Below are 14,646 nucleotides of genomic sequence, written 5' to 3' on the forward strand. Positions count from 1 at the left end.
CTAATATGAGGTAAATTATGAAGGGGAAACACTGGCTACTAGGTATTGTACTAAGTGGATGTGTAGCAGGCGTTGGATTCGGCTTACAACCATTGAGTGAAACTTATGTAGGACCTTATGTGCAAGAACAATTACATACAGCACTGAATGGAACTGTTTCCTATTCATCATTTCACATTGGTTGGGATGGTTCTGTTCAAATGAAAGATCTCAGTGTAGAAGATGCTAAGGGGCAATCTGTACTTACTGCGGACGCTTTGACCGTGTCTATACAATGGTTAAAGGTATTGCAATATCCTTTTGGACAGATATCACCAGATGCTTTGGTGGGAACGATTACTGTCTCCTCACCTCATGTGAATGTAGTACAAGATGAAACTGGACAATGGAATATACTGCAGTTGGTAAAAGAACGGGACTCAGAAGAACCTAGTCAATTTAGTGGATTGCTACGTGTAGAAAATGGAACGATTTCACTATTTTTGCCACAGGCAACGCCTTTATTGCTATCAGATGTGAATGGTACTGTCTTGGGTGATGGTGGTCATATGCTGGAGGGAGTCGTTGATGCTCATATTGGAAAGGATCAAATTCACTCCAAGATACAATGGGCGCTGGATGGCAGCGGTGATCGATCATTTTATGTGGAAACCCCACATTTAGATATAGCTCCTATAGTAAGTCGCATTTCTCTGCCAAGTGCAGTAAGCTCTATGACGGGTGATCTGACAGATGTTGCGTTGACAGTAACACAACGTGGTGGCTTCTGGTATGGTGAAGGAGGACTTTCCTTCCAAAACGTAGGGACGACCATCCAAGATCATCGATTGACATCTGGGAAAGGAAGCCTTCAAATCCATGGAGATGTTCTATTCTTAGATGGAATAGAAACGAATGTGAATGACGAGTATCTTCGTGTGAATGGCACCATACATCATATTTTTGATGAAGACCCTACCTTGCAATTGTCGGTAGGATTGAAAGAATGGAATCTTACTTCTCAACTGCCAATGACAGGATATATTACAGCAGATGCACTGGTAACAGGTCCCGTGTCTAATGTAAAAGCCAGTGCAGATGTAGAGGTACGAGATATCACCTATGAAGGGATGACAGTAAACCGTGGGAAAGGACACCTTTCCTATGGTGACCAAGTCATCCATGTGAGGGATGCGGAACTGAATATGCAAGGTGGAACCGTGAAAGGTACTGGCTCGTATCATATAGATACAAAAGATTTCTTGGCACAGCTAAACTTACAAAATGTGTCTTTATATGGGCTACCTCTTGGAGGACAATCCTCTGTGCAGGGATCTGTCAGCGGTGATTTGACTGTGGAAGGACAGGGAGGTGCTATTTCAAATGTAGTGGGCTCTGTAAGGGGACGTCAAATTGGGTATCAATCTATTTTAGTGGATACTTTGGATGCTAGTGTATCTTGGGATGGTACACAACTAGTAGTACCTTATATGAATGGTAACTGGAGTAGGGGGACATTCACCGGTAGTGGTCGCTTAGGAAATGGAACATTTGGACTTAGCCTATACGGTACTCATATCGGACTAGAACAATTTAATGGATGGTCACCTAAACCTTTGGGAGGCACTGTATCCATGGAAGCAAACTTGCAGGGATCCTTAGAGAACCCTACAGGGACTGTTACTATTGCGGGAGATGCACTTTCTTATGGGGTAACACAGTTTGACCGTATGTTTGTGAAAGCAAATATAGAGGATAAAAAACTGCATATCCTTGACGGTGATTTAGAATATAAAAAAAGCATCTATGATGTGCGAGGAACTATCAATTTAGATGGAGACCAAGATGTGGATATCAAAGGCTCTGCGAAGGATGTACGTATTGAAGACATATTGCCAAACTTTACAGATATTCCTATGACGGGATGGATTCACACAGATGTACATATAGAAGGTACCTTACAGCGTCCTAAAGTAAATGGATATGTGAAAGCCTGGGATGGTTCTATATATGGAAAACTGTTTGAATCTATTGAAGGATATTATGCATATAAGGATGGGCACTTACATTTACCAAGGTTGGACATTACTACCTATGGTTCCTCTATTGTGGTAGATGGGGATATACAAAACAAACAGTTAGATATTAATTTTGTAGGTGATGCGGTGCCGATTGAACCCTTTATTCGGGATGCGGGTCTCAACATGGTTGGCTATGTAGGCGCAGAAGGACATCTAGGTGGAACTGTGGATGCACCTATCTTTGAGGGCGTGGTACAGTCAGATGTTATGCAGGTGAAGGATACTACATTGCATGATATATCGGGTGCTGTGTACATTACGCCGAAAGTGGTACATCTACAAGGACTGACTTTCACGGGCAGCGGCACTAGTCAATATGAAGTAAAAGGTGGAGTTCAACTGGATGAATCGAAACGCTTATTTGGTTATGTTCGTGTACGAGATGGAGAATTGCAACAGTTATTAGCATTAAGTAATGCAAATGTACCAGATGTAAATGGCAAGTTGCAGGCGACCATTGATTTAGGTGGTACTAGTGACAGCCCAAGGTTAGATGTAAAAGGATCTCTCGAAAATACAACTATTCGTGATGAAGTAGTGGGAACTGCTACACTGGATGTGGGCTATGGTGGACGTACCATTGATATCCGTACGTTTAATTTACCTATTAAAGAAGGGCTTATTGCTGGTAAAGGTAAAGCTGATTTAGATGGGGTTACAGATATTCAGTTAGTAGCATCAAAAGTGCCTGTGGGAACTATCTTGCCTATAGTAACATCAGATGTCAATGGACAAGGAAACTGGAACTTTATTATTAATGTACAGGGTCCTACGAAATCTCCAAAGGTAGAGTTTTCTAGTGAAATAGAACAAGCCGTCATCAATGGTATAAGCTTGGATCAGTTAAGCATCTTAGGTAATATGGAAGACCAAGTGGTATCGATCCAACAAGGGATGATCAAGAAAGCGGATTCTTCTATTAAAGTGCGTGGTAAATTACCTTTGAGTGCATTGGTAACCAATGAATATGTGTCTGATGATGCGAGTAAGCAATTTGATGTTTATGTGGATATGAATGAAGCGAACTTGTCAGTACTTCCGTTGATGTTTAAAGAGGTACAGTCTGGAGAAGGGGCTATTCGTGGTATTGTTCATGTAACAGGAAACTCTGCGAATGTATTAGCTAATGGTACGATCGAATTAGCGAATGGATCTATGCAGCTTAAATCCTTAAAGAAACCATTGACGCAGTTAAAGGGGCAGCTATTATTCCGTGGTAATCATGTTGATATTACAGGAAGTACTACCATGGGGAAAGGTAATGCTGGCGTATCTGGAAATATAGGATGGACAGGTTCTCGAATTACTTCTTATGATGGTGCATTACAAATGAAAGGTATAGAAATTGGTCATGAATTCTATACCGGCCCATTGGAAGGCGAATTGTATATGATCAATAGAAATGATTTGCCAACCTTAGTAGGCGTCATCAACCTTCATGATGTGGTAGGATCTATACCTTTATCCTTTAGTAGTTCAGAGACATCGATTCCATTGGGGCTAGATGTAACTATCAATGCTAAAAACAATGTGAGATTATATAATCCATTGCTTTATGATATGTACTTACAAGGGCAGGTAAAATTTGAAGGTACCTTAGGAGAACCAAAGGCAAGTGGTAAGCTATCTGTGAATAAAGGGCATGTAAAATATTTGAAAAATCGTTTTAAAATTATTGAAGGGCAAGCCAAGTTTGTCACAGGTAGTGTGATTCCTGAGCTGAATGTACGAAGTATGGCGAATGTAAAGAACTATCGTGTATCCTTGCAAGCAGAAGGCCCTGCTACACAGATGAGATTAAAGCTGACTTCGGAACCTAATTTATCGGAACGTCAAATTATTTCTTTGTTGACTTTTGGACGTAATGTAGGTAATGCCAGCGGTGTTACATCAGATGATGCGAATGCATTGCTTACCTCTAGTTTACAGTCCTTGGCTTTTGGGTATATTGAAGATGTATTGCAAGATACATTGGGCTTAGATTTGGTAAATATTACTACAGGCTCTTTGGATGGAAAAGACTCTCGTGATTTCCAAGAGAAAAATAACTTTAATGTGACCATAGGTAAATATGTAGTGCCAGATTTGATGGTTACCTTAACTAGAGGGCTAAAAAACGATCATGTATCATATGGTTTTCAGTATGATATCAATCGTAATGTCAGTGCTACAGGATGGTTTAATAATGAAAATAAACGCTATTTAGGGGCGCAGTGGCGCTATCGATTCTAAAGGAGGTGAAGGTATGCTTAATGATTATATTGCCAGTGTGGATAAAATTGAATTATTGTCATGGGAAGAAGAACAACAGCTTTGGAAATCCTATGAAGAACATGAAGATATGCAGGCTCGCATGACGATCATAGAGCATTACCAACCATTAGTATTGAAAGAAGCCAATGTATATCAATCCTCTAAGATAGATATGATGGATTGTATTCAAGAGGGCACGATTGGCCTAATTGAGGCAGTAGAGCGCTATGACTCCCAAAAAGGAGTAGCTTTTTCCCTCTATGCAGTGCATCGTATTCGTGGACGCATATTAGACTATCTTCGCAAAGAAGGTAAGGAAGGCATTGTGTTACAAACTGAATCAGAAGATGGAGAAACTTGGTGGGAACAACTGCCTGCGGAGGGACCTTCTACAGAAATTGTTTGCGAGGAACGCATGTATGGGGATATGGTAACCTCTGCCATGAAACAGTTGCCTTTAGCGGAGCAACATGTAGTGGAAGAAGTGTATTACAAAGATCACAGTGTAGCATCTATTGCAGACACAATGGAGTGCAGTCATAGTTATATTCATCGATTGCGAAGAAAAGGATTAGCCCGGCTCAAAGGTTTGTTAGAAACGGCTAAAGAGACATGGGATAAAAGTTGATTCTATTGTTCAAGTCTTAAGAGCATATACATAGTACTACTCAATGGCCAGTTCTCGGACAGGGTGCAGAGAGTAGTACTTTTTTATAGGGAATTAATTACATCGAAAAAAATCGCTTGACAGATATATAGTTTGGAGTTACTATATTTGTATTATACATATAGAACAGTGATGCGAAGGACATGACCCTAACCATCTATACTTTCAGAGAAAGATACCTTGGCTGTGAGTATCTAGTGTAGACTTAGACGTTACCACCTTCAAACTGGTTTGGTGAAGGCTTAGCTTGTAATCAAATCCGTGTGGACCCGTTATCGTCCGTAAGAGTGAGTCCTATCAATAGGGACTAACTAGGGTGGAACCGCGAAGATCTTCGTCCCTTGTGTGGGAGAAGGTCTTTTTTTGTTGGTAAAAAAGTATTGCCATCCCCAATGGCATAGTAGTATTAGACCTAGGGAGGTAACCTATGAGTGAAGTAAATATCATTTTACCTGATGGAAGTTCTAAAGCTTTTGCAGCTGGAACTACATTGGGTGAAGCAGTAAAACAACTATCAAACAGCTTAGCAAAAAAAGTATTAGCCACTGATGTAAATGGAGAATTAACAGACCTTCGTGAAGTATTGGTGGATGGTTCTAAGGTAAGCTTTTTAACATTTGCAGAAGATGGTGGTAAACATGCATTCCGTCATACAGCATCTCATGTGATGGCGCAAGCAGTAAAACGTTTGTGGCCTGATGCGCAATTGGCCATTGGACCAGCCATCGAGAACGGTTTCTACTATGACATCGATATGGAACATAAATTAGTGCCAGAAGATTTACCGAAAATCGAAGCGGAAATGAGCCGTATTGTAAAAGAAAACTTGCCTATCGAAAAAGTATTGATGGAACGTCAAGAAGCACTAGATTTCTTCGCAGCTAAACAGGAAAATTATAAAGTAGAGTTAATCAATGATTTGCCTGCTGATGCAGTGATTTCTGCGTATAAACAAGGTGAGTTTACTGACCTTTGCGCAGGTCCACACTTGGCAAGTACTGGTAAAGTAAAAGCTTTTAAATTACAAAGTATTGCAGGTGCATACTGGCGTGGCGATGAAAAAAATAAAATGTTGCAACGTATCTATGGTACTGCCTTTGAAAAGAAAGAAGAACTAGAAGAATACTTACACTTATTAGAAGAAGCAGCTCGTCGTGATCATCGTAAATTAGGTAAAGAGCTTGGCTTGTTCGTTATCAAAGAAGAAGGACCAGGATTCCCATTCTTCTTGCCAAAAGGTATGGCAGTACGAAATGCCTTAGAAGATTTCTGGCGTGAAGTACATCATGACTATGATTATGAAGAGGTTCGTACTCCAATCATCTTAAGCCAACATTTGTGGGAAACATCTGGTCACTGGTTCCATTACCGTGAAAATATGTACACAACACAAATCGACGGAGCAGAATATGCCATAAAACCAATGAACTGCCCAGGCGGTATCTTGGTGTATGCAAACGATATGCATTCCTATCGTGATTTGCCGATTCGTATGGCAGAACTTGGTTTAGTACATCGCCATGAATTGAGTGGTGCTTTACATGGTTTATTCCGTGTACGTAGCTTTACACAAGATGATGCCCATGTATTCATGACTCCATCTCAAATTAAAGAAGAGTTAATGAGCGTTATCGACTTATTCGGTCGTATCTACTCTCAATTTGGCTTGTCCTATCATGTAGAGTTAAGTACAAAACCAGAAGGCGCTATTGGCGACGATGCAATCTGGGAATTAGCAACAGAAGCATTGCGTGAAGCTATCGAAGCAAAAGGTATTCCATATCGTATCAACGAAGGTGATGGCGCGTTCTATGGTCCTAAACTAGATTTCCATATTCGCGATTCTATCGGCCGTACATGGCAATGTGGTACTATCCAATTGGATATGAACTTGCCAGAACGTTTTAACTTGGAATATATCGCAGAAGATGGTCAAAAACATCGTCCAATCATGATTCACCGTGCATGCTTTGGTTCTATGGAACGTTTCATTGGTATCTTGATTGAACACTTTGCAGGGGCATTCCCAACTTGGATGGCACCAGTACAAGTGAAAATCCTTCCGATCAGTGAAAAACATGTAGAATATGCTGAAAAATTACGTAAAGCATTTAAAGATGCCTATGTGCGTGTGGAACTAGATGATCGTAGTGAAAAAATTGGTTACAAAATCCGTCAAGCACAAATGGAAAAAGTATCCTACATGCTTGTGGTAGGTGACAAAGAAGTGGAAGAAGGAAAAGTAGCTGTTCGTAAACGTGGCGTAGGCGAACAAGGTGCGATTCCTTGGGAAGAATTCTTGGCAAATATCCAACAAGAAATTAAAGATCGTGCATAATCACTAAAATAAATAGGATAGTATGGAGGCACTTTGCGTGAATCTGATACATGGATCCTAGTGGATTTTTGATGATATAAGTATTGTGTATACATATGAAAAGCATCTTCACAAGAAGGTGCTTTTCATCATATAATACAATTAGAAAGAAATTGGTCTTTCCTTTTCTAGTATTCCGAGTAGAGGTGATGGAATCATGATTACATTTGACGATGCAGAAAAGCAAAAATTAAGTCCTGAGGATTTAAAAAAATTAAAGAAGCATAATGATATCAATGAATGGCCGTGTCCATTATCAGATGATATGAAAAAGCAAATGCATGATAGCTTTAAAGTTGTGCCTAAGAAAAAATAAGAAAAAGCCGTAGCGACTGAGGATTGTTTTCGCTACGGCTTTTTTTAGAAAAATGAAGAAACGCCATACACAGGATGACGTTTCTCGTAGGGGTGATATTTATATAGTAAGTAATATGTATAACATGCATCATTAGATGTGTATGTGAATGCATATATTTTGGCAATCAGATAGTTGTATCAAGAGATATAGATTCTATTGCAGATAGAATACTACATTTGCTGTTTTGTTGGCGGACATATCTCCCTTCTCTATAGGTGTAGAGCTAGATAAATCCATAGATTTTACTGCAAGCATAGCATATCTAGGGTTTACCTCCATAGTCTGTGTGCGTGTAGTTCCTAAGCTTGCGGATTTAACAGGACCTAGTTCGCGACCAAGAGATTTTGCAATCACTTCCGCTTGGTGGCGTGCATCACTAATGGCAGATGTAGATAATTGATCTTCTATCTCCTGGGATACATCGGTTTGGAAGGTAAGGGAATTAATATCAGAAGCGCCACTAGCAATAGCTGCGTCGATGGCTTTTCCAATAGATGATGTGTCATACACCCTTACAACAACAGTGTTGTTTACATTATAACCATTTAATTTTGAGTTCCCATCAATGTAATCGTAATTAGGATTGATGGTAATGTTAGAAGTTTGTATGTTATTTTTAGAAACTCCTACATGTTGTAAAGAAGAGATGAGTTTAGACATAACAGCATCATTTTGTGCTTTGGCAGCCTGTACAGAGGTGTTTTTGTTGGATACTCCTAAATTGAGTAATGCATAGGAGGGTGCTACTTGTCGAATAGCTTGGCCTGTGACAGAAATTTCTCCTGGTGCCATATCTGCTGCCATAGCTCCCAAGGTAGCAGATGCCATAAATGCACCGATAGTGAAAGCTTTCAAAAAAAATGAATGTTTCATAAAATCGTCCTTTCTATATGATGTACCTGTTGACAAAGAAAAAATAAGTACCCTACAATGGTATATATACAGTACATCTAGTATTTGTTATTATACTACATAAACTATGTGAAAGTATGATGAAGGTTAGGAGTAAAACTATGAACCCTATTGATATTATGTTAGATCATAAAAGTATTCGACAATATAAACCGATGAGAGTATCTCCGCAACATTTAAGTATTTTGTTAGATGTAGCGAAACGGACAGCCACAAGCATGGGGATGCAAACATTCAGTATCATCCGTATTGTAAAGCCAGAAATTAAAGAAGCCATTGCAGCGGTATGCAAACAAGAGTATGTGAAAGGTATGCCTGAATTGTTTGTATTTGTGGTGGATGCATATCGAAATGCACAAATTATGAAAGAAAAAGGACTGGATCTTGATACAGCAAATGATGCAGATCGATTCTTCCAAGGGTGGACAGATGCCTGTTTAGCGGCACAAAATATGGTGACTGCAGCAGAGCTGGCAGGATATGGTACAGTATATTTGGGAAGTATCTTAAACGATGCAGAAAAAATGATTGAAATTTTGAACCTACCTGAATTAACATTCCCTGTAGTAGGACTTGGACTGGGTATGGCGGACCAAAAACCAGCATTGAAACCACGCATGCCAAGAGAAGCAAATGTATTTGATGATGAATATAGTACGTTTGATAATTATCATGAGCTATTAGAAGATTATGATGAAGAAATGAATCAATACTATGATCTTCGTAGTCCTAATTATCCTTTGCCTAAATTTACAGACCAAGTAGTGGGGCGATTACAAATGAAGGATGAGAAGCGCAGTGCCTTGGTGGAAATTGCAAAAGCTCAAGGGTTTCACTTGTAATGCTATTCTGCCTTATGGCGTTTTTGCGATGTAATGAAAGAAAAGACCGCAATACACCTTCTCAGAAACGGTATTTCATAATGTATCGTCATTTGTAATGCTATGTAGCCTGTGGCTAATTAAACTTAATAAGATAAATTGAAGAGCACGGTATACTCCTCACAAACGGTATTACATAATGTTTGTTCGGAGCACACCGTGCTCTTCTTGTATATGTGTAATTTAGATAGTAAAAACGCCACAAAGCTACTACACATAACTGCGTTCCTCTAGGAAAGGTTTGTGAGTGGTTATTTGGAGGCTTACCGTGCTCTTCTTACATTTGTATGATTAAGTTAATAACACTGCCACAAGGCGTTCTACACATAACTGCATTCTAGGGTGGGAGATGCTGAGATCTTATGATGTTTGGGGAATTTAAGTAGTAAGGAACTCCACAAACTATTCTATGTATAACTACGTTACTCAGAAGAAACATAAGTATTGCTGGCACATGGTGTTATAAATCCGATTATAATTAGAAGCAGGAGGTGTACATTATGCTTTAGCTTAGATATACTTAATTTAGTTGTTTTAAGTAGGGCTAGATTATATAGGGTGAGTTCTATAGAAAACATATATGAAAAATAGTAAAAAGTAGGGTTGCAAATTATTGGTAAATAGCATATAATACTTTTAGTGCTTGAGACACAAGCACTTTTAATTTTCTTACGGCTTAGTAACTAAGAAAATTAAAAAAGATTAAAAATAACTGTTGACACGATATTGTGAATCTGTTATTATAATCTAGTCGCCACAACACAGTGTTGTAAAGGCGAAGTTGATCTTTGAAAACTGAACAATAAAAGGTAATTACTTCGAAAGAAGTAAACATAAGCCAGAGTGCGGGTTTCACATAGTTGAAACCAACCAAAAAATTCTAGCCAAGTAATTGGCAACAACGAAAATGAATGAGCTATCAAATAGCTTCAAGATATCTTGGAGAGTTTGATCCTGGCTCAGGACGAACGCTGGCGGCGTGCTTAACACATGCAAGTCGAACGGACAGACAGAGAGCTTGCTCTCTTGAAGTTAGTGGCGAACGGGTGAGTAACGCGTAATCAACCTGCCCTTCAGAGGGGGATAACAACGGGAAACCGTTGCTAATACCGCGTACGATTCACAGGCGGCATCGCTTGTGAATGAAAGGTGGCCTCTATATATAAGCTATCGCTGAAGGAGGGGATTGCGTCTGATTAGCTAGTTGGAGGGGTAACGGCCCACCAAGGCAATGATCAGTAGCCGGTCTGAGAGGATGAACGGCCACATTGGGACTGAGACACGGCCCAAACTCCTACGGGAGGCAGCAGTGGGGAATCTTCCGCAATGGACGAAAGTCTGACGGAGCAACGCCGCGTGAGTGATGAAGGTCTTCGGATTGTAAAGCTCTGTTAATCGGGACGAAAGAGTTCTGTGTGAATAATGCAGAAAAGTGACGGTACCGGAATAGAAAGCCACGGCTAACTACGTGCCAGCAGCCGCGGTAATACGTAGGTGGCAAGCGTTGTCCGGAATTATTGGGCGTAAAGCGCGCGCAGGCGGCCTATCCAGTCTGTCTTAAAAGTTCGGGGCTCAACCCCGTGATGGGATGGAAACTAGTAGGCTAGAGTATCGGAGAGGAAAGCGGAATTCCTAGTGTAGCGGTGAAATGCGTAGATATTAGGAAGAACACCAGTGGCGAAGGCGGCTTTCTGGACGAAAACTGACGCTGAGGCGCGAAAGCCAGGGGAGCGAACGGGATTAGATACCCCGGTAGTCCTGGCCGTAAACGATGGGTACTAGGTGTAGGAGGTATCGACCCCTTCTGTGCCGGAGTTAACGCAATAAGTACCCCGCCTGGGGAGTACGGTCGCAAGGCTGAAACTCAAAGGAATTGACGGGGGCCCGCACAAGCGGTGGAGTATGTGGTTTAATTCGACGCAACGCGAAGAACCTTACCAGGTCTTGACATTGATGGACGAAACAAGAGATTGTTTTTCTCCTTCGGGAGCCAGAAAACAGGTGGTGCACGGCTGTCGTCAGCTCGTGTCGTGAGATGTTGGGTTAAGTCCCGCAACGAGCGCAACCCCTATCTTATGTTGCCAGCACGTAAAGGTGGGAACTCATGAGAGACTGCCGCAGACAATGCGGAGGAAGGCGGGGATGACGTCAAGTCATCATGCCCCTTATGACCTGGGCTACACACGTACTACAATGGGCTTTAATAGAGGGAAGCGAAGCCGCGAGGTGGAGCAAACCCCAGAAACAAGCTCTCAGTTCGGATCGTAGGCTGCAACTCGCCTACGTGAAGTCGGAATCGCTAGTAATCGCAGGTCAGCATACTGCGGTGAATACGTTCCCGGGCCTTGTACACACCGCCCGTCACACCACGAAAGTCGGAAGTACCCAAAGCCGGTGGGGTAACCTTCGGGAGCCAGCCGTCTAAGGTAAAGTCGATGATTGGGGTGAAGTCGTAACAAGGTAGCCGTATCGGAAGGTGCGGCTGGATCACCTCCTTTCTAGGGAGACATACACTAGCACAAGATGCTAGATGTCACACTAGGTCGACACTTTGGTCACTTTTATTGTTCAGTTTTGAGAGGTCAACTCTCAAAAGTTAGTATTGACAAGTAGTGAAATGCTTTATATACTTACTAAGCACTATTTTCTAAGAAAATCGATGGATAACAAGGAAAACGAATGAGGCGAAGTCGAAGCGTAATGGTAATTACGTGAGACAAGCGGAATGAGTTTGACGAAGTTAGGCGTGATTTTATAGAAAATGAAGATGTTCTTTGAAAACTGCATAGAAGATAATAAATTATTTATGATTTGGTCTCTTAGAGTTGACTCTAAGGGTTAGACCAAGCACATAGATTCTCTAAATTAACTTATAAGGTGAGAGCATCCGAAAGGATGACTCTAAAGCAAAAGACATAACTATATGTCACTATCAAGTAAAGATAGTAAGGGCATACGGTGGATGCCTTGGCTATACTGGCCGAAGAAGGACGCGGTAAGCTGCGAAAAGCTACGGAGAGGTGCAAGCGACCATTGACCCGTAGATATCCGAATGGGGGAACCCGGCAGAGTGAAGCTCTGTCACCCATACCAGAGAGTATGAGGAGGGCACCTGGGGAACTGAAACATCTAAGTACCCAGAGGAAAAGTAATCAAACGAGATTCTCTTAGTAGCGGCGAGCGAACGGGGAAGAGCCCAAACCGGACTGGTTCGCCAGACCGGGGTTGAGGACTGCTAACAAGCATAAATGGGATAGACGAACCGACTTGGAACGGTCGGCCGAAGAAGGTGAAAGCCCTGTAGTCGAAATCCTGCATATGTGGAGCAGTATCCAGAGTACCACGAGACACGTGAAACCTTGTGGGAAGCAGGGGGGACCACCTCCAAGGCAAAATACCAGTATGGACCGATAGCGCATAGTACCGTGAGGGAAAGGTGAAAAGCACCCCGGGAGGGGAGTGAAAGAGAACCTGAAACCGTATGTCTACAAACAGTCGAAGACCGTATAATTGCAGGTCGACGGCGTGCCTATTGAAGAATGAACCGGCGAGTTACTGTCACTAGCGAGGTTAAGCGGAAAACGTGGAGCCGAAGCGAAAGCGAGTCTGAATAGGGCGAAGAGTTAGTGGTAGTAGACCCGAAACCGTAGTGATCTATCCATGGCCAGGTTGAAGCACAGGTAAAATTGTGTGGAGGACCGAACTCGTGAGCGTTGAAAAGCTTTGGGATGAGTTGTGGATAGGGGTGAAATGCCAATCGAACACGGAGATAGCTGGTTCTCCCCGAAATAGCTTTAGGGCTAGCCTCATGGTAAAGAGTATAGGCGGTAGAGCTCTGATCGGGCTAGGGCCCACACCGGGTACCGAACCTAGTCAAACTACGAATGGCTATACTTATACATGGGAGTCAGACTATGAGTGATAAGGCCCATAGTCAAGAGGGAAACAGCCCAGACCACCGACTAAGGCCCCCAATGCTGCATTAAGTGGCAAAGGATGTGGAGTTTCCAAAACAACCAGGATGTTGGCTTAGAAGCAGCCACCATTTAAAGAGTGCGTAATAGCTCACTGGTCGAGAGACTCTGACGCCGAAAATGTCCGGGGCTAAAATGCAGAGCCGAAGTCGTGGCAATGGTAGTAATACCATTGGGTGGGGGAGCGTTCTTATTGGATTGAAGCAGTACCGGAAGGAGCTGTGGACTGGTAAGAAGTGAGAATGCCGGTATGAGTAGCGAAAGAAAGGTGAGAATCCTTTCCACCGAAAGCCTAAGGGTTCCTGAGCAACGATCGTCGTACTCAAGGGTAAGTCGGGACCTAAGCCGAGGCGGAAAAGCATAGGCGATGGACAACAGGTTGAAATTCCTGTACTAGTATGAATTGTTTGATCGATGGAGTGACGCAAACAGGTAGGTTAGCATGCGATTGGAAGTGCATGTTTAAGCGTGTAGGTTGAGTAATAGGTAAATCCGTTACTCTAAAAGCTGAGGCGTGATGACGAGCTCAAAAGAGCGAAGTAATTGATCCTAAGTTGCCGAGAAAAGCTTCTAGGTAGAGACATACTACCCGTACCAAAACCGACACAGGTAGGCGGGGAGAGAATCCTAAGGTGCGCGGGAAAACCCTCGTTAAGGAACTCGGCAAAATGCATCCGTAACTTCGGGAAAAGGATGACCCATGTAGTGTGAAAGCTTGTAACGGCTCTAGCATGAATGGGTGGCACAAGAGAGGCGCAAGCGACTGTTTACCACAAACACAGGTGCCTGCTAAAGCGAAAGCTGACGTATAGGTGCTGACACCTGCCCGGTGCTGGAAGGTTAAGAGGAGGGGTTAGGAGTAATCCGGAGCTCTGAATTGAAGCCCCAGTAAACGGCGGCCGTAACTATAACGGTCCTAAGGTAGCGAAATTCCTTGTCGGGTAAGTTCCGACCCGCACGAAAGGTGTAACGACTTGCGCACTGTCTCAACGAGGGACCCGGTGAAATTGAAGTACCTGTGAAGATGCAGGTTACCCGCGACTGGACAGAAAGACCCCATGGAGCTTTACTGTAACTTAGGATTGATTTTAGTTAATGAATGTACAGGATAGGTGGGAGACGTAGAAGCTAGGGCGCTAGTCTTAGTGGAGTCGCTGTTGGGAT

6 protein-coding genes and 2 rRNA genes are annotated in these 14,646 nt (G+C 42.3%); 7 read left to right on the plus strand and 1 reads right to left on the minus strand.

The window, feature by feature from the left end; translation table 11 throughout:
- Positions 1–17: 17 nt before the first annotated feature.
- From HMPREF9200_RS05425 to HMPREF9200_RS08740, 4 genes are all read left to right on the plus strand, one after another.
- Positions 18–4,292, plus strand: coding sequence for a translocation/assembly module TamB domain-containing protein (locus tag HMPREF9200_RS05425; RefSeq protein ID WP_009353819.1), 4,275 nt, complete (start codon positions 18–20; stop codon positions 4,290–4,292).
- Positions 4,293–4,305: 13 nt separating this feature from the next.
- On the plus strand, positions 4,306–4,941 hold the full coding sequence (locus HMPREF9200_RS05430) for a sigma-70 family RNA polymerase sigma factor (RefSeq protein WP_009353815.1): 636 nt from the start codon (positions 4,306–4,308) through the stop codon (positions 4,939–4,941).
- 466 nt (positions 4,942–5,407) lie between these two features.
- Positions 5,408–7,318, plus strand: coding sequence for a threonine--tRNA ligase (thrS, locus tag HMPREF9200_RS05435; protein ID WP_009353804.1), 1,911 nt, complete (start codon positions 5,408–5,410; stop codon positions 7,316–7,318).
- Between the two features lie 196 nt (positions 7,319–7,514).
- Positions 7,515–7,673 (plus strand): hypothetical protein, encoded by a 159-nt coding sequence (locus tag HMPREF9200_RS08740; RefSeq protein WP_009353813.1) that lies wholly within the window; start codon positions 7,515–7,517, stop codon positions 7,671–7,673.
- 195 nt (positions 7,674–7,868) lie between these two features.
- On the opposite strand, the gene HMPREF9200_RS05440 is transcribed toward HMPREF9200_RS08740, so the two are convergent.
- A complete protein-coding gene (locus HMPREF9200_RS05440; protein ID WP_009353799.1) occupies positions 7,869–8,588 on the minus strand; it encodes an SIMPL domain-containing protein in 720 nt (239 codons plus the stop codon).
- 140 nt (positions 8,589–8,728) lie between these two features.
- On the opposite strand from HMPREF9200_RS05440, the gene HMPREF9200_RS05445 reads away from it, so the two are divergent.
- The 3 genes from HMPREF9200_RS05445 to HMPREF9200_RS05455 all read left to right on the plus strand — a co-directional run.
- Positions 8,729–9,469 carry an NADPH-dependent oxidoreductase gene (locus HMPREF9200_RS05445; protein ID WP_009353812.1) on the plus strand — a complete coding sequence of 247 codons (741 nt, stop codon included), beginning with the start codon at positions 8,729–8,731 and terminating at the stop codon, positions 9,467–9,469.
- A gap of 975 nt (positions 9,470–10,444) precedes the next feature.
- Positions 10,445–12,006: ribosomal RNA gene (locus tag HMPREF9200_RS05450) — 16S ribosomal RNA — on the plus strand.
- Positions 12,007–12,443: 437 nt separating this feature from the next.
- Positions 12,444–14,646, plus strand: a 23S ribosomal RNA gene (locus HMPREF9200_RS05455); the annotation flags it as partial.

Origin of the sequence: Veillonella sp. oral taxon 780 str. F0422 (assembly GCF_000221605.1) — a bacterium.
Classification (GTDB): Bacteria; Bacillota; Negativicutes; order Veillonellales; family Veillonellaceae; genus F0422.

Bases quoted from the DNA above. Each gene is read 5' to 3' on its own strand.
- HMPREF9200_RS05425 (WP_009353819.1), top strand. From the start codon at position 18: ATGAAGGGGAAACACTGGCTACTAGGTATTGTACTAAGTGGATGTGTA.
- HMPREF9200_RS05430 (WP_009353815.1), top strand. From the start codon at position 4,306: ATGCTTAATGATTATATTGCCAGTGTGGATAAAATTGAATTATTGTCA.
- thrS (WP_009353804.1), top strand. From the start codon at position 5,408: ATGAGTGAAGTAAATATCATTTTACCTGATGGAAGTTCTAAAGCTTTT.
- HMPREF9200_RS08740 (WP_009353813.1), top strand. From the start codon at position 7,515: ATGATTACATTTGACGATGCAGAAAAGCAAAAATTAAGTCCTGAGGAT.
- HMPREF9200_RS05440 (WP_009353799.1), bottom strand. From the start codon at position 8,588: ATGAAACATTCATTTTTTTTGAAAGCTTTCACTATCGGTGCATTTATG.
- HMPREF9200_RS05445 (WP_009353812.1), top strand. From the start codon at position 8,729: ATGAACCCTATTGATATTATGTTAGATCATAAAAGTATTCGACAATAT.